General features: G+C 59.9%; 22 protein-coding genes. All 22 read left to right on the forward strand.

Going from position 1 to position 26880, the window contains the following annotated elements; translation table 11 throughout:
* The first annotated feature begins 91 nt into the window (after window positions 1-91).
* Window positions 92-1096 carry a GTPase ObgE gene (gene obgE, locus ONB52_09400; GenBank protein MDZ7416359.1) on the forward strand — a complete coding sequence of 335 codons (1005 nt, stop codon included), beginning with the start codon at window positions 92-94 and terminating at the stop codon, window positions 1094-1096.
* A 985-nt stretch (window positions 1097-2081) separates the two neighbouring features.
* On the forward strand, window positions 2082-3179 hold the full coding sequence (gene dprA, locus ONB52_09405) for a DNA-processing protein DprA (protein ID MDZ7416360.1): 1098 nt from the start codon (window positions 2082-2084) through the stop codon (window positions 3177-3179).
* Between the two features lie 259 nt (window positions 3180-3438).
* Window positions 3439-4335, forward strand: coding sequence for a M23 family metallopeptidase (locus tag ONB52_09410; GenBank protein MDZ7416361.1), 897 nt, complete (start codon window positions 3439-3441; stop codon window positions 4333-4335).
* Window positions 4336-4384: 49 nt separating this feature from the next.
* Complete coding sequence (locus tag ONB52_09415) at window positions 4385-4822, forward strand: polymer-forming cytoskeletal protein (GenBank protein ID MDZ7416362.1); 438 nt, start codon at window positions 4385-4387, stop codon at window positions 4820-4822.
* Window positions 4823-4867: 45 nt separating this feature from the next.
* Entirely contained in the window at window positions 4868-5113 is a 246-nt protein-coding gene (locus ONB52_09420; GenBank protein ID MDZ7416363.1) for an AtpZ/AtpI family protein, read from the forward strand.
* Window positions 5114-5119: 6 nt separating this feature from the next.
* Complete coding sequence (locus tag ONB52_09425; GenBank protein MDZ7416364.1) at window positions 5120-5473, forward strand: hypothetical protein; 354 nt, start codon at window positions 5120-5122, stop codon at window positions 5471-5473.
* A complete protein-coding gene (atpB, locus tag ONB52_09430; GenBank protein MDZ7416365.1) occupies window positions 5470-6462 on the forward strand; it encodes a F0F1 ATP synthase subunit A in 993 nt (330 codons plus the stop codon). The genes ONB52_09425 and atpB overlap by 4 nt, the downstream gene beginning before the upstream one ends.
* Window positions 6463-6641: 179 nt before the next feature.
* Window positions 6642-6869, forward strand: coding sequence for an ATP synthase F0 subunit C (locus ONB52_09435; protein ID MDZ7416366.1), 228 nt, complete (start codon window positions 6642-6644; stop codon window positions 6867-6869).
* A 63-nt stretch (window positions 6870-6932) separates the two neighbouring features.
* The gene (gene atpF, locus ONB52_09440) at window positions 6933-7433 is read left to right on the forward strand and encodes a F0F1 ATP synthase subunit B (protein ID MDZ7416367.1); all 501 of its coding nucleotides are present in this window, start codon (window positions 6933-6935) and stop codon (window positions 7431-7433) included.
* Between the two features lie 78 nt (window positions 7434-7511).
* Window positions 7512-8057: an ATP synthase F1 subunit delta gene (atpH, locus tag ONB52_09445; GenBank protein MDZ7416368.1), complete on the forward strand. Its 546-nt coding sequence runs from the start codon at window positions 7512-7514 to the stop codon at window positions 8055-8057.
* A 93-nt stretch (window positions 8058-8150) separates the two neighbouring features.
* Window positions 8151-9695 (forward strand): F0F1 ATP synthase subunit alpha, encoded by a 1545-nt coding sequence (atpA, locus tag ONB52_09450; GenBank protein ID MDZ7416369.1) that lies wholly within the window; start codon window positions 8151-8153, stop codon window positions 9693-9695.
* A complete protein-coding gene (gene atpG, locus ONB52_09455) occupies window positions 9695-10561 on the forward strand; it encodes an ATP synthase F1 subunit gamma (GenBank protein ID MDZ7416370.1) in 867 nt (288 codons plus the stop codon). Before atpA ends, atpG begins: the two co-directional genes overlap by 1 nt.
* An 83-nt stretch (window positions 10562-10644) precedes the next feature.
* Window positions 10645-12045 carry a F0F1 ATP synthase subunit beta gene (gene atpD, locus ONB52_09460; protein ID MDZ7416371.1) on the forward strand — a complete coding sequence of 467 codons (1401 nt, stop codon included), beginning with the start codon at window positions 10645-10647 and terminating at the stop codon, window positions 12043-12045.
* 61 nt (window positions 12046-12106) lie between these two features.
* Window positions 12107-12523 (forward strand): F0F1 ATP synthase subunit epsilon, encoded by a 417-nt coding sequence (locus tag ONB52_09465; protein MDZ7416372.1) that lies wholly within the window; start codon window positions 12107-12109, stop codon window positions 12521-12523.
* Between the two features lie 1162 nt (window positions 12524-13685).
* Entirely contained in the window at window positions 13686-16481 is a 2796-nt protein-coding gene (locus ONB52_09470) for a hypothetical protein (GenBank protein MDZ7416373.1), read from the forward strand.
* A gap of 125 nt (window positions 16482-16606) precedes the next feature.
* Window positions 16607-21244 carry a tetratricopeptide repeat protein gene (locus ONB52_09475; protein MDZ7416374.1) on the forward strand — a complete coding sequence of 1546 codons (4638 nt, stop codon included), beginning with the start codon at window positions 16607-16609 and terminating at the stop codon, window positions 21242-21244.
* Between the two features lie 12 nt (window positions 21245-21256).
* Window positions 21257-21670, forward strand: a complete 414-nt coding sequence (locus ONB52_09480) for a hypothetical protein (GenBank protein MDZ7416375.1) — start codon at window positions 21257-21259, stop codon at window positions 21668-21670.
* 96 nt (window positions 21671-21766) lie between these two features.
* Window positions 21767-22417 carry a MotA/TolQ/ExbB proton channel family protein gene (locus ONB52_09485; GenBank protein ID MDZ7416376.1) on the forward strand — a complete coding sequence of 217 codons (651 nt, stop codon included), beginning with the start codon at window positions 21767-21769 and terminating at the stop codon, window positions 22415-22417.
* A 3-nt stretch (window positions 22418-22420) separates the two neighbouring features.
* Complete coding sequence (locus tag ONB52_09490) at window positions 22421-22963, forward strand: biopolymer transporter ExbD (protein ID MDZ7416377.1); 543 nt, start codon at window positions 22421-22423, stop codon at window positions 22961-22963.
* 93 nt (window positions 22964-23056) lie between these two features.
* Window positions 23057-23566 carry a biopolymer transporter ExbD gene (locus ONB52_09495; GenBank protein ID MDZ7416378.1) on the forward strand — a complete coding sequence of 170 codons (510 nt, stop codon included), beginning with the start codon at window positions 23057-23059 and terminating at the stop codon, window positions 23564-23566.
* Window positions 23567-23659: 93 nt separating this feature from the next.
* A complete protein-coding gene (locus tag ONB52_09500) occupies window positions 23660-24829 on the forward strand; it encodes a TonB family protein (GenBank protein ID MDZ7416379.1) in 1170 nt (389 codons plus the stop codon).
* 185 nt (window positions 24830-25014) lie between these two features.
* Window positions 25015-26802 (forward strand): aspartate--tRNA ligase, encoded by a 1788-nt coding sequence (gene aspS / locus ONB52_09505; protein ID MDZ7416380.1) that lies wholly within the window; start codon window positions 25015-25017, stop codon window positions 26800-26802.
* Window positions 26803-26880 lie beyond the last annotated feature (78 nt).

Here is a 26880-nt window from a genome sequence, read left to right on the forward strand (position 1 = left end):
GTGGAGATCGCCCGCGGAAAATTGTATGGCCCCTGTTGTTGTTGTGAAAGGCAATTCCGGGACTTCAGATCTGGTGGCAATCGACTGATTTATGTTCATTGATTCCGCAAAAATCTATGTTGAAGCCGGCCGGGGGGGCAGCGGGTGCGTGAGTTTTCGGCGCGAAAAATTTGTGCCCAAAGGCGGCCCGGATGGCGGCGATGGCGGCCCGGGTGGCAATGTCATTCTGGAAGTCGACCAGGATATGCGCACTCTGCTTGACTTCCAAATGCGCCGGCATTTCCGTGCCGGGCGCGGCGAACATGGCAGGGGCGCCAACAAAACCGGCCGCAGCGGCCGGGATGTTGTCATCCGTGTCCCACCCGGAACAGTGGTGCGCCATGGTGAGAGCGGGGAAATGCTCGCCGACCTGGTTACTCCCGGCCAACGGCTGGTGGTGGCGCGTGGCGGCCGCGGGGGCTGGGGCAATGCCCATTATGTCTCGCCCACCCACCAATCCCCGCGCGAATGGGAACCGGGCGAGCCGGGCGAAAGTCTGTGGCTCACGCTGGAATTGAAGCTGCTGGCGGATGTGGGACTGGTGGGGCTGCCCAATGCCGGCAAATCAACTCTGCTTTCCCGTATCTCGGCCGCGCGTCCCAAGATTGCCGACTATCCTTTCACCACCTTGACGCCGAATTTGGGGGTGGTGCGCCATCGCGAGCAGCAAAGCTTCGTGGTGGCGGACATTCCCGGCCTCATCGCTGGCGCGCATCAGGGCAGGGGGCTGGGCATCGAGTTTCTCCGCCACATCGAGCGCACGCGCGTGCTGGCGATCTTGATCGAAGCCATTGCCGATGACATGCAGGCAACCTATGAAACCCTGCTGGCCGAGCTGGCGGGATATAACCGCGCCCTGCTCGACAAACCGCGTGTCATTGTGGTGACGAAGAGCGATCTCGCCACGCAGGAAAATCCCGGCGAGGCTTTGTTGCGGCAGTTGCCTTTCCCCTGCTGCCGCATTTCGGCAGTGACCGGTGAAGGTTTGCCGGAGCTGCTCGACTTGCTGTGGGCCGCCGTGCAGTCACCTCCGCCAGGTAAAGGCGGTGCTGATTGAGTCAATCACTCCCGTCCTGCCATGCCGTTTGCCGGCTGTTGCAGGCTGGCCTCGGAGACCTCGGATCTGCCTGGAAACGCCTCTTCCCCGGTGGCGCCGGGATGCTTCAGCTTCACCGGTGGTGGCAAACTCCGGAACTTTTGACGCACCGGCCACGCCCTTGCCGGCACAATTTTCCCAACGGATGTGATGCCGGCCGGAATTTTCAAGGCTCCAGGTTGATTGGTATGGGTAAATCGATAACGCGGCACGCGGGGCCACCACCAAATTACTCGGACGCTGATCGACACAGCGTCACGCTGATCTTTATCCGTGGTGATCTGTAAAAACCTGTGTGCCCAGAATTGCCGTGGTCAGGAAAGTGTTTTTGGGCAATTGCCAATGTCGCTGACGATATCCAAATGATGAAAATGTCGCGCAGACCTCTTGTGTGCCCGTGGTTGGGAAACCGGCGCTGTGGCATTTTTACAGCATACAATAACAAGGCAAACACTGGTTTGTTGAAACGCTCTTCTGCAACACCCGCTGTCAATGTCTTGCCATTTGTCACCCACAGCAATTAACTTGGCATGCTGGCTTGCTGTTGACCGGAAGCAATGCCTTGTTCACAAAACTCCGTCAGGAGTGAACTGTTTATAGACATGGCAAGCTTGCGTGTCTTTAAACTCCGTCAGGAGCGGCCTGTCGAATTTCCCATGATCCGGCGCGGTCTTTTCGAGGAGAATTGAACAGGTCACTCCTCATGGAGTTTTGGGAAATGCAAGAAGCAGCCTCACTAAAAAAACAGTTCACTCCTACCGGAGTTGACAGCACGTTGGCCTGCAAAATTTTTTATGCCCCACCCCTTGGGTGGTTGGGAGGCGCGATCAAAGCGACGCCTGTCGCGAAGGAGATCAATCTGGGTGCAAAATTCAGGTAAAAACATTCCCCCAAAACTCGTCGAGGGTAAATAACAGGCAATGCCGGGACACCAGCGGGGGTCGTGGTGGAAACAAAAGAACTCGAGGCACTCATTCAATTGCTCGCAGTGCCTGGCATCGGGCCGGCGCGGGTGCGGGCGCTGATGGGCCATTTCAGATCCGGCACGGCGGTACTGCAGGCCACCTCGCAGGAGCTTTGTCAAGTTCCGGGGATCGATCAGACGCTTGCTGAGAACTTGCTGGCAGCACGCAACCCGGTGTTTGCGCAGCAGCAGCTTGCCATCATGCAGCGCCGGCACTGCCGGATCGTCACCTTTTGGGATGACGAATACCCCGGCCGGCTGAAGAACATCAGCGACGCGCCGGTGCTCTTGCATGTGCAGGGCTCGCTGGCGCCGGTGGCGCACAATGCTGTCGCGATCGTGGGCACGCGTTCGCCCACTTCCTATGGCCGGCTTGCCACTGAAAAAATCGTCACCGGACTGGTGGCCAGGGGTATAACGATTGTCAGCGGTCTGGCGCGTGGCATCGACACGATCGCGCACCGCACAGTGCTGCAAAACGGCGGACGCACGGTGGCGGTTTTGGGCTCGGGATTGGACGTGGTCTATCCTGCGGAGAATCGCGGTCTGATGGAGGAAATCGCCGGCAGCGGCGCGGTGATTTCGGAATTTCCGTTTGGCACCAAACCTGACGCCGTGAATTTTCCGCGCCGCAATCGCATCATCAGCGGGCTGTCGCTGGGCGTGGTTGTGATTGAGGCAGGGCGTGAAAGTGGTGCTTTGATCACCGCCAGTTACGCGCTGGAGCAGGGTCGTGAAATTTTTGCGCTGCCGGGCAACATCTTCAGTGCCAAGAGCGCCGGCCCGCATCAGCTCATTCGCGAGGGCGCGCGGCTTATCGAAAGTGCAGATGAGATATTGGAAGAGCTGCAGGGTCAGCTCGAATTGTTCGCCAGTGCTGTCGATGAACATCCGTTGCCACCGGACCTGCAGGAGTCTGATCTGGCTGTCTACCACCTGCTCTCGCATGAGCCGGTTCACATCGATATTTTAACAAGAAAGTTGGCCAGGTCTTCTGCGCAAGTCATGGCGATTTTGCTAGAATTAGAATTGCGTGGTTTGATCCGGCAATTGCCGGGCAAGTTTTTTGTCAGGGCATGAGGCCGGGGCGCAATTGCACGGCAAAAGCGGCGGTTTGTGCCCTGCCCGAAGCCAGAAAGCTGTTGACTTTTAGACCAGGATTTTCTATGTTCGGGCCTTTCTTGGACTGCTGAGCGGAGGAATTTATATAAGAGAAAGCGAGCCCGGGGGATGCTGTACGGGGGCGGAAGTGGCTCGTTTTTGATTCTTCCTTTGACCAGCCTGCAATCAAAACGATGCGTGCGAGAGCTGGCAGGCGGTAAACGAGACGAGTAGTGCCATGAAAAAGAAACGCCAGCGCCTCATTTCCGTTTTGCTCATTCCGGACGACAACGCCGAGCCGTACAACTTTCGTCTGAGCTGGACGAAGGCCAAAGTTCTCATGGGGGTGGCAGCCCTGCTGGTGCTGCACATGATTCTCGGGGTCGTCGGCTATGTCCAATTCGCCAAAGTCAGAAGTGAGAATGCCGAGCTGGAGCGCTCGAACACGCGCCTGCTTGAGGATAACAAGCGGGTTTACCGGCTGTCCGCGCAGCTCGAGGCCATGGACCGGGATCAGGGCAAGATCATGAGCTTGCTGGGGGTCGACAATCACAAGAGCAGCCGCGCGACGCTCAACGCCTCGTTGGTGCCGAATCTGGCATCGGCCACGGAATCTGTGCCTGACACCGAAATACCGGTGCCCGCCGCAAGCTTTGATGAATTCAAGAGCGAGGCCAAAAGCAGCAGCCGCATGCTGATGGCGGATGCCCGGGGAAGCAGCCAATACCCCGCCAATTTGCCAACCTTGCTGCCGGTGCAGGGCTTTCTCAGTGAAGAATTTTCCCGCGACGTCAAGATGCCGTGGCAGACACACGCCGGGATTGACATCGCGGGCAAGCGCGGCTCGGTGGTGGTGGCCTCCGGCGGCGGTCATGTCATCTTTGCCGGCTGGCACAATGAATTCGGCAATCTGGTGATTATCCACCATGGCGGGGATCTGTTTTCCTATTACGGCCACAACGACCGCCTGCTGGTGCGCGAAAAAACCCAGGTCAAGCGCGGTGACCCGATTGCATTGTTGGGCAGCACCGGCCGCAGCTCCGGTCCTCATCTGCATTTCGAAATTTTACAGGGCGGAAAACCCGTGGATCCGCGGGAATTTATTTTGACCCTGCGGTCGGGCACTCTGCAATAAGCCGTTTTGATTCTTTCAACACGAGGCAATGATGTTGGGAAAAAAGGAAATGGAAGATTTCGACAAAGGCGGAGACCTCAATACCATCATTGGCAAAGGCTCCATCGTGGAAGGCTCGATCAAGGTGCAGAGCAGTCTGCGCATTGACGGCCGGGTGAAGGGCGACATCACCGCGACCGATTCGCTGGTGATCGGCAAGGACGGCGAAGTGGAAGGTGAAATCCGCGTGAAAAACGCGATCATCGGCGGTCGCATCAAAGGCAAGGTTTTCGCCAGCGGCAAGGTGGTGCTGGAGGCGAAATCTTCCTTCAACGGCGAAGTCAAAGCCTCCAAGCTGGTCATCGACGAAGGCGCCATTTTTGACGGCGTGTGCTCGATGAGCGAGGATGCCAAAGTCCTGGCCCTGCCCGAGGGTCCCGATGGCCGGCCGCGCATGGCCTCGCCCAGCCGGCCGGGCCGCCCGGAGATGAATGTCGCCCATCCGTAAGGCGCATGTAACATGCCCAAGCCAGGCCCCGAGTGGTGGAAAGGCATGCCAAGGGTCATCATCTATCTTGATCTCGGCTTGCGTTTCGCCCTGTCCGCCGTGTTGTTTGCTCTGCTCGGCTATTGGGTGGACTCGAAGCTGTCGATTTCGCCAGTCGGATTGATTGCCGGTGTGCTCTTTGGCGCGGTGGCCGGCTTCATCAATCTTTATCACAATGTCATGCGGCTGACGCGCCAGGAATCTGCCGGATCGCGCAAAACCAAATCAAACGGACCCCAAACAACGCGCTGAGAGAGTTTGAGCTTCGCATCGTACTCCCTGCTGCTTTCGGTTGCCACGGCACAGGCCTCTGCTTCCCAGAGTTTTGGATACGGTTTGGCCATCAGCGCCGCCATGGCGGTGCTCGGTTTTTGGGGCTTGCGCTGGGCCAGTACCCGGTCCCACAAGATCTTCCTGAGCATGCTTTTTGGCGGTCTGTTGTTCCGGGTCATCATCGTGGGCGTGGCGCTGTTCGTGGTGTGGAAATGGTCGAATCTTGACCTCACCATTTTCGCCGCCTCGCTGGTGGGCACGTATCTCATCCTGCAATTCACTGAAACACTGATTCTGCAGAGACACTTTAAACGCATCAAATCCATCAGGAATTCATGACGCCGCTGCTGATTGGCTGCTATCTCGCACTGTTCACCTTTGCAGGCGACACCCCGCAGGAACACACCTCCTCCCATTCTGCACCGCCGGCAGCATCCCGGCAAGCGTCGCCACCCCAGGACGCCCATCATCCCCCCCAGGAAAGTATCGGCAGCTTCATACTGCATCATATCAGCGACGACCGCAAGCTGGATTTCCATCCCTTCGGCGAGGTTCACCTGCCGCATTTCGAGTTGTTCGGCATCGATTTCTCCATCACCAAACATGTGGTGATGATGATGGTCGCGGCGGCTTTGCTGCTCATCCTGCTGACCCGCGCCGCCCGGCGCAACAAACCGGGCAGCGTGCCCACCGGCTGGGCCGCCGCCGTGGACGCCGTGGTGGAATTCATCTACAAGGAGATTGCCGTTCCCAACATGGGCGAAAAGCTGGCGGTCACTTTTGTGCCCTATCTCTGCACCGCCTTTTTCTTCATCCTGACCTGCAATCTTCTCGGTTTGGTGCCGTTTGCGGCCACCGCCACCGGCAACGTGAGCGTGACCGCCGCCCTCGCCTCGCTGACTTTTCTGCTCACCCAGTTTGCCAGCATCCGGTCGCATGGCGTGCTGGGTTATTTGAAGCACCTCACCGGCGGGGTGCATCCAGCGATGTGGATTGTGATGATCCCGGTGGAGTTTCTCGGCCTGTTCACCAAACCCTTTGCTTTGTGCATTCGTCTTTTCGCCAACATGACAGCCGGCCACGTCGTCATCCTTGCCCTGATCAATTTGATTTTCATCTTCGGCAAGAACGGCGCCAACCCGGTGGCGGGCTACGTCATTGCGCCGGTGTCGGTGGTGTTCAGTCTGTTCGTCAATTTGCTGGAAATCCTGGTGGCCTTCCTGCAGGCATACATTTTTACCCTGTTGTCCGCCCTTTTCATTGGTTTCGCGGCAGCCCACTCCGAGCATCATGAAACGGAGGCCCATCCCGCGGAGCCGGCGCATTAGGCAGGTGCGCGCAGGCGGCTGGTCGCTGCGGCCTTTTCATTTTTTCGGCAGGGCTGCAGCCGGCGGTGGCCGCGGTACGCCGGCAGCACCGGTCGCAGCGCGTGTTCGACCATCGGCTTTTGGGCAATGTGAAAAATAAACGCATTCCTGGTTTTTCAACTCTGACGGAGGAATTCGCAATGGGTGAATTCGGCATGGCTCACTTGGCCGCCGGTATCGGTGCCGGCATCGTGGCAATGAGTGCAGGATTTGGCATCGGCAAAATCGCGAGCGCGGCAATGGAGGCGATTGGCCGCCAGCCCGAGGCTGCCGGCGACGTGCGTGGGTCGATGATCATCGCGGCGGCGCTGATTGAAGGTGTGGCGCTCTTCGGCGAAGTGATTTGCTTTATGCTGGCCGGCAAGTAGGCTGTCCGGCTGCCGGTCAATCAGCTTGTTCGGTTGCTCATCACTCAACTTCTCAGAAGAGGCATGTTAGAACTGCACACCGGTCTCATCGCGTGGACGATCATCATCTTTGTGCTGCTGTTGTTGTTGTTGCGCAAGCTGGCGTGGAAACCGATCGTCGCGGCCATCGATGAACGGACCCGCAAGATTCGGGAGTCGCTCGAGCGCGCCGAGCAGGCGCAGCAAAACGCCGAGCGCATGCGGCAGGAATATGACCAGATGATGGCCAGGGCGCGGCAGGAGGCCCAGGATTTGATTGCGCGCAGCCGCAAAACCGCGGAAGCCACCCGCGATGAAATCGTGCAAAAAGCCCAGGCGGACGCGGAAGCCCTGCTGCAGCGCGCCAAGCGTGACATCGGGCTGGAGCGGGAAAAGGCGCTGGAGGAGATCAAGCGCACCGCCGGCGAGCTGTCCGTCGCCATCGCCGCCAAGATCATCGGGAAGTCCCTCAGCTCCAAGGATCATCAGGATCTCATCCGCCAGGCGCTGAAAGAGATTCACCCGCTGATCGGCGAACCGAATTGAAAGCGTTCGCCGGCGTGCCGTCCGCATGCCGCGAACCCAAACTCGAAACCGTGCCCCGGCACCCGTGACGGTTAGTCTATGAAAGCAGGTATTCTCGCGCAACGGTATGCGCGTGCGCTGTTTGCGGTGGCGCTGGAGCGCCAGCAACTCGAGGCCATTCGCCGCGAGTATCACGAGGTGGTCGCCACCATCGAAGAAAACCGTGCGCTCGACGTGTTCCTGAGCTCGCCGCAAAACAGCCGTGCGGAGAAACGCCAGGCGCTCACCCGCGTCTTTCAGGGGCGATGCTCCGCGATCGTGTTCAACTTTCTGCTGTTGCTGGCGGCAAAGGGGCGGATCGGCATGTATCGCGAGATCCATCAGGCCCTGCAGCGGCTCTATGACAAGCACCATCGCAAGCTGCGCGCCCTGGCAATCTCCGCGGTGCCCATGACCAGGTCCGAACTCGAGGCGTTGCAGGCGGACCTCGCCCAAGCCCTAAAGATGCAGCTCGAAATCGAAAACCGGGTCGATCCCGGCATTCTCGGCGGCGTTATCCTCAATTTGGATGGCAGGATTCTCGACGCTTCCGTGCGGTTGCAATTACAGCGTTTGCGCGAAACGCTTTACCGCCAGCGAAACTGAAGCCGGCATGGCGGCCGGGAAGCCGGAGGGTGCCGCGCTTCCCGCAGTCGCGTCCCGCCGCGCACGACAGCTACTTCCTGGAGACTGGAGTTCATGGAAATTCGTCCCGATGAAATCACCTCGATTTTGAAGAAACAGATCGAAGGATTTGAAAAAAAGGTCGACATCGCCGAAGTTGGAGAAGTCATCCAGGTGGGTGACGGCATCGCGCGCGTCTACGGCCTGGAAAACGTGCAGGCCAGCGAACTGGTGGAATTCCCCAACGGCGTGATGGGCATGGCGCTCAACCTGGAGGCGGACAACGTCGGCGTGGTGGTGTTTGGCCGTGACACCGAGATCAAAGAGGGCGATCCGGTCAAGCGCACCGGCCGCGTCATGGATGTGCCGGTGGGCATGGAGTTGCTCGGTCGCGTGGTGGATCCGCTCGGCCATCCCCTCGATGGCAAAGGGCCGGTGAATACCAGCCAGCGCGGTCTTTTGGAACGCAAGGCCCTGGGCGTGGTGCAACGCCAGCCCGTGAAAGAGCCGTTGCAAACCGGCTTGAAGGCGATCGACGCCATGATCCCCATCGGCCGCGGCCAGCGCGAGTTGATCATCGGCGACCGCGGCACCGGCAAAACTGCCGTGGCGGTGGACACCATCATCAACCAAAAAGGGGGCGACGTCAAGTGCATCTACGTGGCCATCGGCCAGAAAGGCTCGTCGGTGGCACGCGTGGTGAAAACGCTGCAGGACGCCGGCGCGATGGACTACACCATCGTGGTGGCGGCCAACGCCAGCGATCCGGCGCCGTTGCAATTCATCGCACCCTATGCCGGTGCGGCGATGGGCGAATACTTCCGCGACAACGGCATGCACTGCCTGGTGGTGTATGACGATCTTTCCAAGCACGCCTGGGCATATCGTCAGGTTTCGCTGCTGCTGCGCCGGCCCCCCGGCCGCGAAGCCTATCCCGGCGATGTGTTCTATCTGCATTCGCGGCTGCTCGAGCGCGCCTCCAAGCTCACCGATGACATGACCGCCCTGCGCCATCATGGCGTCACCAAGGGCGGCGGATCGCTGACCGCCCTGCCCATCATCGAGACGCAGGCCGGCGACGTTTCCGGCTACATTCCCACCAACGTGATTTCGATCACCGACGGCCAGATTTTTCTGGAAAGCGATTTGTTCTATGCCGGTGTGCGGCCTGCCATCAACGTGGGCATCTCGGTGAGCCGCGTCGGCGGCAACGCCCAGATCAAGGCCATGAAGCAGGTTGCCGGCCGCCTGCGTCTCGATCTCGCGCAATATCGTGAGCTGGCGGCATTCGCCAAATTCGGTTCCGACCTCGACAAGGTGACGCAACAACAACTGGCACGCGGCGCCCGCATGGTAGAGCTGCTCAAGCAGGGGCAATACCAGCCGATGCCGGTCGAAAAGCAAATTGCCATTATTTTCGTCGGCACCAACGGCCTGCTGGACAACCTGCCGGTGGAGCAGATTCAGCGCTTCGAGACAGAATACCTGAGCTATCTGGAATCAACGCATCCCGTGATTCTCGAGACACTGCGCACCAAGAAGGCGATCGACGACGAATTGCGCAACCAGATGCTCGCGGCAGCCAACGAGTTCTTGAAACTTTTCGGCGGCAAGGCATAATGGCGACTCTTCGTGACATCAAACGCCGGATCAACAGCGTCAAAAACACCCAGCAAATCACCAAGGCGATGAAGCTGGTGGCGGCGGCCAGACTGCGACGGGCGCAGGAGCGCATGTTGAAGGCGCGGCCCTATGCCCACAGTCTCGATGACATGCTGGGCCATGTCAGTGCCAAGGTTGATCCGGCCTGGCATCCGCTGCTGGCGGTGCGCGCGCCCAGGCACATCGCCCTGGTGGTGATCACCGGGGACCGTGGCCTGGCCGGCAGCTTCAACGCCAATGTCATCCGGCGCGCCACCAGCGAGTTTCAGGCGGCGCAGCGGCCGGGCGTCGAGGTGGCGCTCATCTGCGCCGGCAGGAAAGGCTACGAACATTTCAACCGGCGCGGCTATCCCATCCTGGCGCACTTCACCGGCTTTTTCAACAATCTCGATTTCGTTCATGCGCAGGGTCTCGGCCGTTTGATTCAGGAGCAATATCTGGCGGAGAGCCTGGATCGCATCTATCTCGTCTACAACGAATTCAAATCGGTGATTCAGCAAAAGCTGGTGGTGCAGCAGCTTTTGCCGATCGTGCCGCGGCCGCCGCGCGAGGAGAAATATCCGGCCGATTTCCTGTTTGAGCCCTCGCCGGTGAAGATTTTGGATACGCTCTGTCCGAAATACATCAACATTATCGTGTGGCAGGCCCTGCTGGAGTCATACGCGGCGGAACTGGGCGCGCGCATGGCCGCCATGGATGCCGCCACCGAAAATGCCAAGGAAATCATCGCGCAATTGACCCTGCATTACAATAAGGCACGCCAGGCCGCGATCACCAAGGAACTTTTGGAAATCGTGGGCGGGGCGGAGGCCCTGACCAAGTAGGCACGGGGCACAGGAGTGGAAGGACGGCGCACGGCAAACCTGCCGGCGACCGCAAACGTTTGTTTCAGAAAGGTGACGACCTGATGAGTGAAGGCAAAGTGGTGCAAGTCATCGGTGCTGTCGTGGATGTGGCTTTCGAAGACGCCGAGCTGCCAGCCATTCTGACCGCTTTGGAAGTTGTCCAGAACCATACCGGTGGCAGCCGTCTGGTGTTGGAAGTGCAGCAACACCTCGGTGAAAACACCGTGCGCTGCGTCGCCATGGATTCCACCGACGGCATGGTGCGCGGCATGAAAGTCAGGAACACCGGCCAGCCGATCACCATGCCGGTGGGCAAGGGCACGCTCGGCCGGCTGATGAACGTCATCGGCGAGCCCATCGATGAAAAAGGGCCGATTCAGGCGGAGCGCTACTTGCCCATTCACCGCCCGGCGCCACCTTTGGAAGAATTGGATCCGCGTTCGGAAATCCTCGAGACCGGCATCAAGGTCATCGATTTGCTCGAACCCTATGCCAAAGGCGGCAAAACCGGATTGTTCGGTGGTGCGGGCGTGGGCAAAACCGTGCTGATTCAGGAGCTGATCCGCAATATCGCCACCGAGCACGGCGGCTACTCGGTGTTCAGCGGCGTGGGCGAACGCACGCGCGAGGGCAACGACCTGCTGCTGGAAATGACGCACTCCGGCGTGATTTCGAAGACCAGCATGGTGTTCGGCCAGATGAACGAGCCGCCGGGCGCCCGCGCGCGCGTCGGTCTGTCGGCATTGACCATTGCTGAGTATTTCCGCGATTACGAAGGCAAGGACGTGCTGCTGTTCATCGACAACATTTTCCGCTTCACCCAGGCCGGTTCGGAAGTGTCGGCGCTGCTCGGCCGCATGCCCTCGGCCGTGGGGTATCAACCGACGCTCTCCACCGAGATGGGTGCCTTGCAGGAGCGCATCACCTCCACCCGCAAAGGTTCGGTCACCTCGGTGCAGGCCATCTACGTGCCCGCCGACGATCTGACCGATCCGGCACCGGCCACCACTTTCTCGCATCTCGATGCCACCACCGTGTTGTCGCGCCGCATCGTGGAATTGGGCATTTACCCGGCGGTGGATCCGCTCGATTCCACCTCGCGCATACTCACGCCGCAGGTGGTGGGCGAAGAGCACTACCGCGTGGCGCGCCAGGTGCAGCAAATCCTGCAAAAGTACAAGGAGCTGCAGGACATCATCGCGATTCTCGGCATGGAAGAGCTTTCCGATGACGACAAGATCGTGGTCAACCGCGCCCGTCGCATCGAAAAATTTTTGAGCCAGCCCTTCCACGTCGCCGAGGAGTTTACCGGCACTCCCGGCCGCTACGTGCGCCTGGAGGACACGGTGCGCGGCTTCAAGGGTATTGTTGAAGGCGAGTATGACGATCTGCCGGAGCAGGCCTTTTACATGGTCGGCACGATCGAAGAAGCAGTACAGAATGCCAAGAAGATGAAAGGCTGAACGCAGGCGCCGGTCAGCGGCGGACCTGCAGCCGGCCGGCGTCCAGATCCCGAAGATTACCATGGCCACCCCAAAGAGTTTTCCTCTCGAAATCGTTACACCCACGAGCAGGGTCTTTGCAGCGCAGGTCAACGCCCTGGTTGCGCCGGGAGAGGCCGGTTATTTTGGCGTGCTGCCGCATCATACCAACCTGCTGGCCACCCTCAAGATCGGTTATCTGAAAGTGAGGATTGCGGACCAGACGAAATACTTTGCGATCAGCGGCGGCATCGCAGAGGTCACTTCCGGCGGCGTGAAAATCCTGGCGGAGGCGGCCGAGCCGGCCGCCGCGATTGATGTCGAGCGCGCCCGGCGGGCGAAAGAGCGTGCGCAACGCCGCCTGCACGAAGGCCGCAAGCAATGGGATGTGGCCCGCGCCCAGGCCGCGCTGGCACGCGCGACCAACCGCCTGAAGGTGGTCGAATTGATGCGCGTCTGACCGCCGCCCAAACTTCCCTCTGCCTGATTCTCCCGCCGGGCAAAACCATTTTGTCCGGCAGGGTTGAATCTGAAGTGCGCCGTTCACCCCTGTCATTTTTCCAAACACCAGACAAGCGCTCATCGAGCTCGCAATGGATGTCGCCTATCATGGCGGCCAAGCTGTTGCCACGGGTGTTTTGTTTCGCCACTGGGAGGAGCCCGCGCCACTCCGCGCCGGGAATTGATGGTGACCGTGAAATCCGCCCGTTTGCCGAAGGCGTCACGTTTTTTCTCCCGCGAAAATGAGGCTCCCACGAAAACAGCGCCAAACTCTTTCCGTGGGACTTCGCTTTCGTGGGCGGAATTTGAGGTTTGATCTTGACATCGATGATTGAATCCCTGCCGTGCTATGAACAAGGCCTCCCGAGCGGAACTGCCGGTCATCCTCCTTACTCATCTTGAAGCAACGCTGAAGACAGCCCCCGCGGAGCGATCTGTTTGTAGGTGCGCCTCCTGCCAGAGCTGGCAGCATCTTGGCCGCCAAAATTTTTTATGCCCCCCATGACCCTCCCCTTGTTTGATTGCCCGGGGTGCCGCGGTTTTTCTGCAACCCCGGGGCACTGCTGCTACATTTTTGTGTGATTTTGAAAATGCCGAGTATCGCGGCCGGTGGGAAGCGCGCGCCTCATGAACTGCAACTTTGTCTGCGCTCTCACCCCGCGAGCATCGGCATTTTCTTTTGTTGGCGGTAAAGTTTTTCTGTCGGCGCCGGCAGGCTGACGAGGGCGGCAGGTACCGGCACGGTTGTCGCGGCGGTGTGACAGGCCCGTGCCGCCGCCCGGCGGAGAAAATTTTGCTTACGTAATCGTGAGGCACTGCCAGTATATAAACCCTCAGATCGATTGTAAACATTGATGAGCAATCCACGGATGGGTTGTGTGCCGCAGACCACGGGTCGATTCCTCTCGACTCCGAGCTGCGCTGTAGATGATCGTCGCGCCAGGCAGTAGGCTGGCATGCTACCAAAACCGAGGATGACCATGTGGCCCAAAGGACTAAGGGAAGGTCGCGTTCGACGCATTGCTGCGATTGGTTTGCTTTCCTCCGGCCTGCATCTCCTTCCCCTCCTCGTCGCTCCAGCAACCGCGCAAGAGAGCCGCATTTTTGACAAGCAGAAGGCCGTGCGCTATGAAGAGAAACTGAAGTTCTATCTCGATCAAAAGACCCGGGATTATCTCGTCGAGACCGCCGCCCAGGAGCGGCTGCTGCTGGAGAGCATCAAAAACCTGTACGCCGAGGTCAAGCAACGCGGGCTGGAAGGCATCGCCAAGGATCAGCCCGGCTTCCAGCAGATCTACGGCGAGATGGACCGCATGGTGCAGGACTACACCGCCGAGCTGGAGGCCATCCTCGCGATGCTCGACGAGATTCACGCGCTGACCAGAACCCTGCGTCTGGAAAATCGCAGCGATTTGCTGGAACAGTTCAGCGATCTGCGCGACCGGCTGCTGACCGTCATTGAAAACCGCGAGCTTCACAAAAAGAACGTCGCCACCACCGGCTACAAGGCCGGGCTGGTGCGCGAATACGACGTGGAAGTCGATTCGGTGTTGCGCATGTTCGACCGCCTGGAGCGCTTCGAACGCACGGCGCGGGCGCGCGGCGATTCCAGCGCGCTGCAGCTCGTCCGGCAGCAGAAGCAAAAAATTCAGGGGATCGTGGCGCGCGTCTACGACGTCACCCATGAAGAGCCGGCCATCGCCCACGCCTACTTGAAGGAGGTCGATCAGCTCACCAAAGTTTTGCAGCAGCTCGACAAGCTGGAGCAGGCCAGGGCCGCCACCCTGCCGGCGGCGCTGGATGTCGAAGCCGAGCGCCGGCAGGTTCTCTCCCGGCTGGACAAGGGCTTGATCACCCTGCTGGGCTATACGCCGCATCCCGACTCCGCCACCATCACGCTGGAGCAGGCCTTTCAGGAATGGCGTGCCGGCCGTCACACCGCTTTCGAAGTGAAACGCGCGCAATACGCCATCCTGAAGAGGAATCTGCTGCAAACCGCCGACACGCGCGCTTTTCTGCGCATGCTCAATCGCGATCTCAGTGACGCGCTGCTCAACTATGCCGCGGAGCGCTACCTGCTCGCCGATTTGCAATTTCAGACGGCGATGCAGGACTACGGCCCGCATTTCGCCCGTTACGGCCTCACTCCCAACTGGGAAGCGGTGGTGTTCTACCGTGCTGAATCGCTTTATGGGCGCGGCATCTATCCCGAAGCGTTCAAGGTTTATGAGCAGCTTCTGCGCGAACATGCCGCCAACAAGTTTCGCGGCACGGCATTGTTGCGCCTGCTCAGCATGGCGCACACGCTCAAGTGGGAGAAGCCGTTCTTTTTCTACTATCGCCAGATGGATTCACTGGCCGCAAGTCTGGATCCCAAATTGCTGGCGCGCGGCCGCTATCTTGCCGGCTACTACCATCTCACGTGCGAGCGTTTCCATGAGGCGGATGCCGAACTTGCCAAGATTCCGGAAAGCTCGAAGTATAATCTGGCCGCCCGCTATCTGCGCGGCGTCGCGCAAGTCAATCTCGGCAACCCAGCGGCGGCCTATCCCCACTTCGATGCCGTGGCCAGCGCGCCGGCACTGCCCTGGAGCGATGCCTTCAATACCCTGCTGCGCAACAATGCCCTGCTCAAGCTCGGTTTCATTTTCTACGAGCGCGGCGATTACGCCGGCGCCGGTAGATATTTCGAGCAGGTCTCCAAGGGCTCGGAGCACTATGACCAAAGCCTGCTGGGGCTGGCCTGGGCGGAAATGAAGCAGGGCAATCTCGAAGGCAGTCTGACGCACACCGGCGCCCTGCTGGGCAATTATCTCGCTTCCAACTATGTTTATGAGGCGCTGGCGCTCAGCGCCCACTGCAAGCGCCTGCTCGAGCGTCCGGAGCTGGCGATGAAGGATTTTCGCTACGTCACCAACGCCCGCGGTGTTCTGGAGGTGACCCAGGAGTACAATGAGGAACGCCGTCGCATTGTGGCGCAGCTCGCCGAGCTGGAGCAAATGGAAAAGCAGGTGCTGGAGCGCCAGGATCGCTCGCTTTATGAGCTGATTGCGCTCGCCAAACAGGAGGTGCAGGCGCTGCTGTTGAATTTCAACTATCGCGGCCCCAGGGGCAATCTCTTGAGCGACGAGTTTGCCGACGAACGCCAGAACCTCTATGCCCAGATTCGTTATTTTGACCGCGTGATCGCGGAGGCGGAACGCGCCGGCCTGCCCGAGGTCGCACAAGAGGCGGTGCAGCGCCGCAATCGCATCCTGCGGGCGCTGGAAGTCTATCAAGCCGACCGGGCATTGCAGGCGGTGAACTACTGGGTCGAGTATCCCTTGGCGATCAAGGAGAGCGGAGCACTCTACCGCAAGCAAATCGTGGACAGTCTGCTGGTGGAGATGGAAGCCGAGCAAAACCGGCTGCAGGAGAGCCTGACGCACTTTCAGGAGCTGATGTCCAAACATGCGCGCGACACCACTTCGATCGTTACCCGCTTCGAAATTTTGCAGCAGGACTTGACCAATCTGAAATACCGCATGGACCGCTTCCAAACCTGGCTCAGCGATTATCAAGTCGATACGGTGGCCAGCGATTTTGATCAATGGGCGGATTTCTCCGGTTTTGGTCTGAGCGATTTGACCTTCCAGGAGCTGGAGCGCCGGGAGCAGAAGATCGAACAGCAGGCTGCCAATATTGCCGCGATTGATCAATTGCTGCGCGACCGCCAGGCCAGTCTGCAGGCGCGCCTGAAACGCTTTGATGAAGAGATGCGCCGCATTGAAGCGGAACTTTTGGAGGAGCAGGTGCGCCTGGACAAGCTCGAGCATCAGAAATATTTCGACTATTTCTATTTTGACACCTCCGGCACCGAAATTCCGGCGGAGCAGCAAGCCAAGACGGCGCCCGCGCCGGACAAGGGCACGCAGTGAGGGCAAACCGTTGCCGGCCGCTGCGCCGGAGACCGCCGCTGATGGCTCTGTGGCGCCCGCAATTCGAACCCCAATGACCTCCTCGAGCGAATGGAAGGAAGCCATTTAACCGAGTCTGACTCAGCATGATCGCGAACCATTCAACTCCGAACATATCGCCCAGACCCCGCCTGCCCCGGCTGTGTCGTGCCGGCCGGCCGGCGCGCGATCTGGCCTTGCTCGCTCCCTTGCTGGCTGCCCTGCTGCTGTCGCCGCCTGCCCTGGCCCAGCTCACACGCGATACCGCGCGCCCGGCTGCCGCAGGCGCAGCCGGGGTTGCCGCACACACGCGGGAAAACCCCGATTCCACGCTGCGCTCCTACACCATCGATGAGTTGCTGGCATACAAAGATTTCTATGAGCGGCAACGCCTGCGCACCGACCGCGAGCGCGTCTGGCTGCGGGAAAAGGGCATTCGCGATATGGAGACCTTTCTCAACAGCCATCCCAAAAGCAAGGTGCAGGACAAGGTGATCGTGCGCCTCGCCGAGCTGCACTACGAGAAATCGCTGGAGAGCTATGCGCAGGCGCAGGAGAACTATTCCCGCCAGCTCGCCAGGCTCGACTCCGGCCTGGTGACCACGCCGCCGGTGGAGCCCAAAAAGGATTACTCCGCCTCGCTCGCGCTGTATCGCCGCATCCTGGCGGAGCATCCCGACAGCCCGCTGCGCGATGATGCCGCGTACAACATCGCCTTCCTGACCGAGGATCTCGGGGCGCGCCAGCAGGCGGTGGCGTTGTATCAGGAGTTCATCCAAAACTATCCCAACAGTCGCTACATCCCCGACGCGCTTTTTCGGGTGGCGGAATACTACTTCAATCCCCCCAAGAACAATCTCGACAGCGCCATCGCCATTTATCAGCAGGTGCTGCGCTATGGCGACAGCCCGAAATATGACGAGGCGCTCTACCGCCTGGGATGGGCGCATTACAAACGCAATGAATACCCCCAGGCGATTTCCTATTTCACCCTGCTGGCCGATGATCTGCACCGCGCCAGGCGGCTCGATCCCAAAAACCAGATCACCAATCCCAGCCTGCTGGAAGAATCCATCGAGTATATCGGCATTTCCTTTCTCGATTATCAGGGCCCGGACAAGGCGGCGCAGTATCTCGCCGATCTGGGCGGCCGCGAGTACGGCCTGGACATTTTGATGCGCATCGGCGACATCTACATGAATGTGAAGGAGGAACACGAGAACGCCATCCGCGCCTACCACCTGCTGTTGCGCATGTATCCCAACGCGCCCGCGGCCCCGCTGGTGCGCGCCAAGATCGCGGAAGCCTATCGTGCACTCGATGATGAGCAGATGGCCTACCTGCAGCGCGACAGCCTGTTCCTGGACTATCGCGAAGGCACCACCTGGTGGCTGCACAACAGCGATGAAGAGGTGCGCCGCCAGGGCAGGGCGCTGGCCGAGCGCGCCCTGCGGGAAAACATCAACCTGCTGCTCAAGCGCGCCGATGAATATGGCGACAACAACCTTTACGCCCAGGCGGTGAATGACAGCCGCAAATATCTGGTGGCCTTTCCCAAGGATACCATGGCCGCGCTCATTCACTGGAATCTCGCCCTGACGCTGGATGCCAAGCTCAAACAGGCGCCGGAAGCCTTCACCGAGTATCTCGAGATCAGCAATCGTTACTGGAACAGCCGCTTTCAAAAACTGGCGGCGGAGAACAGCGTGGCGCTGGCGCAGGAGATGGCGAGCGCCGACACCATGCGCCGGCCCCAGATTCTGCCGTTGAAGCTCGGCGACATGAAGGCGGCGGTCGAAACCAATCGCGACAGTCTGCGCCAGGCCCTGAAACTCGATCCCATTCCCATGTCCGTCGGCGAGCAGAACCTGGCCAGGGCGCTGGACAACTACATCCGCCTGTTTCCGCATGAACCGGCAACCGCCGAACGGCTGGCGCAGGCCGGTGCGCTTTATTACAACAAGAATGAATTTGCCGGCGCCTTGAAGTATTTCAAAACGCTGCTCAAGCACTTTCCGCAAAGCCCGGACGCGCCCTATGCCGAGTATCTGGTGATGGAAAGCTATTTCGGCAAGCTCGATTACAAAAGTTGTGAGATCGTGGCCCGCCGCATCAAGCAGACCTCGCCCAACCGCGAGTATGCCCTCAAGGCGGAAAAGCGGCTGGCGGAATCGATCTTCCTGCAGGCGGAGGACCTGGCGCACATTGCGGAGCACGTGCGCGCCGGCGAGGAATACCGCCGCGTTTATGAAGAAGTGCCGACCGCGGAGTTTGCCGACCTGGCGCTCTACAACGCCGGTCTGGAATTCGATCAGGCCCGTGAATATCGCCGCGCGGTCGAGACCTATGCCCTGTTGACCGACAACTTTCCCAAATCGCCGCACTACCTCAGCGGCCTGAACAACATGGCATATGACTACGGCGAGCTCAATGACTATCTCAACGCCGCGCTCACCTTCGAGCGCCTCGCCAACGAAGAGCCGGATTCCAGCAAGGCGGAGACCAGTCTGTTCAATGCCAGTGTCTATTTCGTGCGGGCGGAAGACTGGCCGCGCGCCATTCGCGTGAATCGCAAATTCGTGGACAAATATCCCGCCTCCAAGGACGCCGACGACCTGTTCTATGACATCGCCAATTACCATCTCAAGCTCGACCAGCTCGAGGAAGCCAACGCCGTGTACGGCGAGTATGCCCAGCGCTTTCCAGATTCCCCGCGCGTGGTCGAGACCTTTTACCGGCGCGGCGAATACTTCGAGTGGAAGGGTTTGCTGGCGCAGGCACGTGCGGAATACGAAAAAGCCATGGCCAGGAGCAACGACTTCCGCCGGCGCAGCATGGATCACAATGACTTCTTCTCCGCGGAGGCGCTGTTCCGCCTGACCGAGCTCAAGTTTCGTGACTTTGCCGAGGTGCGCTTCAAGCTGCCGAAAGCGCAGCTGGATGCCGCGAAGGAACGCAAGAAAAATGCCTTGATCGATATCGTCGATGGCTATACCCGCGTGGCCGGCTTCGGCACGCTGCGACTCTACGAGGCCACCTACAAGATCGGTGCCGCCTATGAAGAGTTTGCACAAACCTGGGCGGATCAGGAGATCCCGGAAGTCGATGAAAACCGCCGCATCGTGGCGAAGAAGGAGATCAACCAGGCCTCCGCCGAACTCTACGAGCGGGCGCTGCAATCCTACCGCCATGCCGCCCTCGCGCTCGAACGGCTGGCCGCCCAATACAACCCGCCTGCTGATACCACCGTGCGCCATGCCAGGCTGGCGCGGGAGGACAGCACCACCCAGGTGGCGCGCCGCTGGATTCAGCGCAGCAAGGACAAGGTCTCCGAGGTGATTTACGATATTGCCGAGCTGAACAACGCTTCGATGAAGCAACTGCTCGATGCCCCCACACCCGGCAATATGGACAAGATCACCGCCCTGGAGTTCCGCAATCAATTGCTGGGCAAATTCGTCAAGCCGCTGGTGGCCCAGACGATTCAGGCGCACCAGCGCAATCTGCGCGAATGTGATTCGCTCGGCATCGAAAGTGCCTGGCTGGATCTCTCACGCCGCAAGATCGTGGAGATCAACAACGCGCTGGCGCGCGAATATGCCAGTCTGGCGCGGCGGGCGTTGTCGCAGTATGCCGCCGATATCGGCAGCTATAAACGCCTGGTCGACGCCGCGGATTTCCAGGCCGATGATGTGAAGGAGGAAATGTCGAATCTGGTCGATTTCGGCCGCTCTTTTGCCGAGGCCGCGGTGCAAGCCTACTTGGAAACTTTGAACAGCGCCCGCCAGGCGAAGGTCCGGCCCCGCGCCCTGGAAGACACCGAAGAGCAGTTGTTGCATTTCGTCTTCACTCATGCCCGTCAGTGCGATTCCCTGGCCAGCGCCGCCAACAGTGAACGGCTGGCGTTTGAAGACCGGTTGCGCCGCGAGGGCCGGCAGGATTTGCAGGACGCGGTCTTCACGTTTGAAGACAATTTCTTTGCGCTCACCGAAGGCAAGAAGAAGATTCTCGAAGCCGGTTTCCTGGCCATGCGCGATCATGGCATCGAGAATCCCTGGTCCGAGAAAATCACCCTGATGCTGGTGCGCAGTGATCCCGTCAAGTATGCCCGGGAACTCGAGCTCACCATTGCCGACACGACCGTGTTCAGCGATGGCGGCTGGCAGGCGTCCACGCAATATATCCGGGGCTGGACGGCACCGGAATTCAACGCCGCCGGCTGGAGCACGGCGCAGGCCCTGGGTGCCTCGGCGGTGTTTGCCGGCTACGGCGCGCAGCGGCTCTGGCTGGCGGGCAGTGCACCGGCAGCCAGCTCCCCCGACTCCGCCGGCGGCACACCGGCCAGGCTGGTGTCCAATTCCACGGCCGGCAGCGGCGTCAATCTCGGATATTTCCGCAAGAGTTTTGCCATCCGGGGGCTGCCGGTTTCGGGTCAGATTCAGGTGCATGCCGACGATTCCTACAACGTGTTTGTCAATGGCGAATATCTCGCCCAAGTCATCGGCGCCGCCGGCGAAGCCGGGAAAACACACATTCACGATTGCTCCAGTTTTCTGCGCAGCGGCGTGAATGTGGTGGCCTTCGAGGTGCGCGACACCGATCACAGCGGCGGCGGACTGGAGGCGGTGATTTTCCTGAAAAGTCTGCCGGGCTGGGAAAAACACCAGAGCGAAGTGCAGTTGAAAAAAGAGCGGCACGAGGAAATGCTCATTTTCGAGCGCGGTTTTCTGCCCAATTTGCGATAATGGGAGGTGAAGATGGTACGACCCTTCGTGATCATTGCAGGTTGCGCGTTGTTTGCGCCGGCCTTGGCGCAGCAGTCGCCGGGCGTTGCGGCCGACACGGTGCATGCCACTGCCCCGGCGCGCAAGGCGGCCGGGACCGCAGCGGTGGACAGTGTGCGGCGGCCGGCGGGCCCTGAAAAGGAAAAGGTCGAACCCAAAGAGCTGGAGCTGGAAGCGATCGCGATTGAAGCGGTCATCGAGAAGCCCAACGTTGACATTATTCCCAAGCGCAGCAAACCGGATTTTGAAGAGATGCGGATTCCCGACCGCAGCTTTGCGCGCGAACTCAAGGCTGTTTCGCGGGAGCTGTTGCTGTCCGATGACGAACTGGAAAAGCCCGAAAAAGTCGACGGCCTGAAGAAGATTCCCGCAAAGAAAAAGAATTGACGGTATTGTGCAGTCCGGCGCACAAGGGAAAACCGCTGCTTTCACGAAAAAGGTGTCTTTCCTTCACACGGCTAATTTATTCAGGAGGTTTTGTTCATGGATAGTTTCATCGAGTCGTTCCGCTGGGAGGCCGATGGTGCGTTGTACATGTATGCCATTCTTGTGGTCGGTGCCTTCGCCGTGGCAATTGCGATCGAGCGCGCCTATTTTCTGATGGTGAAGGCCAACATCAACGCCAACAAGTTCATGTCCGAAATTCGCAAACTGGTGCGCGCCGGCGAATACAAGAAAGCGCTGGCACTGTGCGATGCCGCGCCGGAGAAGGCGCTGGCACAAGTGGTGGGCGCCAGTCTGCGGCGCGTGGCCGAGCAGGAGGTGACCGATTTCCGTTCCATCCAAAACAGCGTGGATGAAAGCACGCTGGAGGTGATTCCACGGCTGAACCAGCGCACCGGTTTTCTCGCCATGCTGGCGAATGTGGCGACCCTGCTCGGCCTGATGGGCACGATTTGGGGCCTGATTCTGGCCTTCAAGGCGGTTTCCTCCGCCGGCATCGACGCCGCCGAGAAAGCCCGCATGCTGGCCGCCGGCATCAGCGCCGCGATGAACACAACGCTGCTGGGCTTGGCGGTCGCCATTCCTTCGGTCCTGGCCTATACGTTCCTGTTCAACAAGACCGCCAGAATCATCGACGAAATCGATGAGCACACCGTGAAACTGATCAACCTTTTGACCGGGAACAAGTGAGCCATGGCTTTCCGACCTTCGCAACGCCGGCACCTGCGGGAGGAGAGCACGGATCTGAACCTCACCCCCATCATGAACCTGATGGTGGTGATGATTCCGTTGCTGCTTTCCTCCGCGCAATTCATCAAGATCGGCATCATCGAATTGAATCTGCCGCCCGCTGCCGGCGCGGCTGGCACGCTGGCCGGCAGCAAGGCGCCCAAGGAAACCGAGCGCACCCTTGACCTCACCGTTTCAATTACGGATCAGGGGTTCTACATCTCCAGCGCAGCGGCGGTGCTCACCGGCGCGACCGCCACCGGTCCGACGATTCCGATCGGCAGCAACGGCGAGTACAACTTCGATGCCCTGTCACAGAAACTCTACGAGATCAAGCAAAAAGTCGGCAACGGGTTTTCCGACGCCGAATCCATCGTCATTCAGGCGGAGAACAAAATCCGCTATCAAGTGCTGGTCAGCACCATGGACGCCGCCCGTTCGATTCGGGTCAATGGCACACCCGTGCTGCTCTTTCCGCAAGTGTCGCTGAGCGCCGGCATCATTTGAGGCCGGGGCGCGGCCGCAGGCGTCACCGGCCCCGAGCCGTGCTCCCAGTCTGCCCGGCAGTCGGCGCCTGCATAATTTGAACATAAATGGCATATGGCTTTCATACCCTCCCGCATCAAGAAGCATGACACGAAGCCCGTCGAGGTGAAACTCAATCTCACCTCGATGATGGATATGTTCACCATCATTCTCGTGTTTCTGCTCAAGACCTACTCGACCGAAGGCCAGCTCATTTCACCTTCGGAGTTTCTCAAACTGCCCCACTCCCGCATCGAAGAACCGGCGCAAGTGGGTTTGGATTTGATTGTGTCCAAGCAGATCATCCTGGTGAACCATGAGAAGGTGGCCACCATGGACGATGTCGTGTCCAATAACCCCGCCGTGGTTGAAAACGGCATTATCAAACCGCTGCAGGAACGGCTGCGCTACTACAGCTCGCAGGCCAAGAAGATGGAAGTTGAGTACGGCGTCAAGTTCTCGGGCAAGGTGATGATCCAGGGTGACAAGGAGCTGCCGTATTCCGAGCTGGTGAAGGTGATGCGCACCTGCGGCGTTTCTGATTACCCCAACATGCGGCTGGTCGTTTATCGTGAGGGCGAGTAGACCACCGGCAGGGCAGCCTTGCGCACGGCCGTGGCGCAGGGACAAAGCATTCAATCTTTCCGTCAGATGAGCTCAACAACCTCCAGGGATCCTATGCCGGCGCAGAGCACAAGCAAGCTTTCACTCGACCACTCCCCGGGTGCTCGTCTCACTTTCCCCAGGGAGTTCGAGTTGCACTGGTGGCAGTCGTTCGATCGCCGTTTTGTGATGACGCTGATCGGTTCCCTGCTTGTCCATTTTGCACTCATTGTCTATTTCATCAACAATCCTCCGCGCCATGATGTCGGCCGCGTGCAGGAGCAATTTGCACGGCTGGTGCTCGACAAGGCAGCGCGGGAAACCAAGTTTGTCGAAACGCCGCAGCAGTCTGTGCCAGTGGCTCCGCCGGAGGCCGAGCCGGCAGCCAGCCCCCCCGCCGCCGCGACGGCTGCCACACGTGCCCCGGCTTCCCGGCCCGGTCGCCGCGGCAGTCTTGACCTTCGCCCTGCGGAGCCGGCGGAGGCGACAGGGCCTGGTGGCGGCGGCGAAATTGCCGGTAACAGCGGCCCGGTTGCGGGCGGCCGGCGTTCCCGCGCCGCCATCAGCCAGCAAGTAGGCAATCAGGGGTTGCTCGGTTTGTTGACGAGCAGCAGCGGTTTGGCGACGGGCGAGTCAGCCGCCGACATTCTGGGCAGCCACGATGCCAATACCAACCTCGATCAAGCGCTGGCAGGTGTGACCGGCATCAAGCGCGCTGGCAGTGGTGCGGAAGCCGAAAGTGGTGCAGGCGCGGAAGGCTCGGGCGTGGGTTCCGGCGGTCCGGGCAAAGGCCGTGTTCGCGGTGGTCGTGACACCGGCACCGGCAACATTGATGCACTGGTCAGCGGGCTGGGTGAAGGCAAGGCCAAAGGTGTGAGCCGCTCGGGTGAGCTGGTCATCAACAGCGAGAAGCCGTTGATCGAGGCGGAAGAGGGGCAGGTCGGCGGCGCGGGCCGCAATGCCGACGCCATTCAGGCGGTGGTCGCCAAGCACAGCCCCGCGATCGAGTATTGCTATCAGCGCGCGATCAAGCGCGATCCGAATCTCAAGGGCAAGATCGTCGTGCGCTTCGTGATCACGCCGCAGGGCACGGTGGAAAGCGCCACCATTGTCTCCAAGACCGTCAACAATCCCGAGGTGGAAGACTGCATCCTCAGCCGCATCCGGCGCTGGGATGATTTTGGCGCCATCGATCCCCAAAAGGGCAATACCACGGTGCGCCAGGTTTACACCTTCGGCTACTGATTTTCCGCCTGCTGAAATTTTATCCCCGACCGCTTGTTCCAGCGATGACCGCGTTGGGTCGTTGGACGAGCGGTTTTTTATTTTGTTGGATTTTGCTATATTGCGGCTCACATGATCAGAAATTTTCAAGGAGGATCGCGTTGGAAACCAAAAGCGTAGAGTCGCAACCTGCCCCGGCGGGCAGCCTGACGGACGCCCGTGCCGGCTGCAACTGGAAACGCACACACACCTGCGGTGCCCTGCGTCCGGCGCATCAAGGCGAGACGGTGACCTTGATGGGATGGGTTGACAGTTGGCGAGATCACGGCGGCGTGCTGTTCGTCGATTTGCGCGACCGCTACGGCAAAACCCAGATCGTTTTTGCACCCGACAACCCGCAGGTCCACGCGCAGGCGCAGGACTTGCGCAGCGAATTTGTCATCGCCGTGCGTGGCACGGTCGCGCTGCGACCCGCGGGCATGGCCAATCCCAATTTGGCCACCGGTGAAATCGAAGTGCGGGCCCGGGAGCTGAAGATTCTCAATCCCGCCAAGACCCCGCCCTTCGCGATTGATGATCGCACCGAGGCCGCGGAAGACTTGCGCTTGAAGTACCGCTATCTCGATCTGCGCCGCCCGGAGATGCAGCGCAATCTCATCATCCGCCACCAACTCGCCCAGCTGGTGCGGCGTTATTTTGACCGCCATGATTTCCTGGAAATCGAGACGCCGATGCTGATGAAAAGCACCCCGGAAGGGGCACGCGATTATTTGGTGCCCAGCCGGCTGTACCACGGCAGCTTCTATGCCCTGCCGCAAAGTCCGCAGACTTACAAGCAGATTCTGATGGTCGCCGGGCTGGATCGCTATTTCCAAATTGTGCGCTGCTTCCGCGACGAAGACCTGCGCGCCGACCGCCAGCCGGAATTCACGCAAATCGACGTCGAGATGTCATTCGTCGATCACAATGACGTGATCAGCATGATGGAAGGTCTGGTAGCAGAGATGGTGCAGGCCACGCTCGGCCAGCAGCTCACGCTGCCGCTGCCACGCATGACGTATGCCGAAGCCATGGCACGTTTTGGCAGTGACCGCCCCGACACCCGCTTCGGCATGGAACTGCACGAGATCACCGACCTGGCACCGGACTGCGGCTTTCGCGTTTTCGTCGAGGCGGCCAAAACTGGCGGAAGTGTGCAGGGAATCTGCCTGCCCGGCGGCGCGAAATATTCCCGCAAACAGCTCGATGATCTGACCCAGCTCGCGACCCAGATGGGCGCGCAGGGTCTGGTGGCGATCAAGAACACCAGCGAGGGCTGGCAGGGCTCGGCGGCCAAGTATTTTCCCGCGGAGATTATAAACCGCGTGAACCAGCGCTTTGCGGCCGCGCCGGAAGACTTGCTGTTGTTCGTCGCCGATAAAAAAGAAAAGGCCCGTGAGGTGCTGGGCTCGCTGCGGCTGAGCTTGGCGCAGGCGGAAAATCTGATCCCCAAGGACAGAATCGCGCTCTTGTGGGTGGTCGAGTTTCCCCTGCTGGAGTTCGATGAAAAGGAGGGCCGCTGGGTTGCCTGCCACCATCCCTTTACCGCGCCGCTGGATGAAGATCTGGCCTTGATGGACACGGCGCCCGGCGAGGTGCGGGCGAAGGCCTATGATCTGGTGCTCAACGGCACGGAGATCGCCGGCGGCAGTATTCGCATTCACCGCCGGGACATTCAGCAGAAAATGTTCCGACTGCTCAACATCAGCGAAGAGGAAGCCGAGCAGAAATTCGGTTTTTTGCTGGAGGCCTTCGAATACGGTGCGCCACCGCACGGCGGCATCGCTTTCGGATTCGACCGTCTGGTCATGCTGCTGGCCGGCCGCAAATCGATTCGTGATGTCATTGCCTTCCCCAAAACCAACTCGGCGGTGTCGCTCATGGATGGTTCGCCCTCGCCGGTTTCGCCCAAACAGTTGCAGGAACTCGGCATCAAGCTGATTGCGGCCGGATAAAAGCTTGACAATCCAGGCGATTTTTGCTATCTTTGCCGGTCATTTTTTACGGGGTGGCAGTCTTATCGCAAAGTTCGA

This window comes from candidate division KSB1 bacterium (assembly GCA_034506255.1).
GTDB classification, from domain to species: Bacteria; Zhuqueibacterota; Zhuqueibacteria; order Zhuqueibacterales; family Zhuqueibacteraceae; genus Coneutiohabitans; species Coneutiohabitans thermophilus.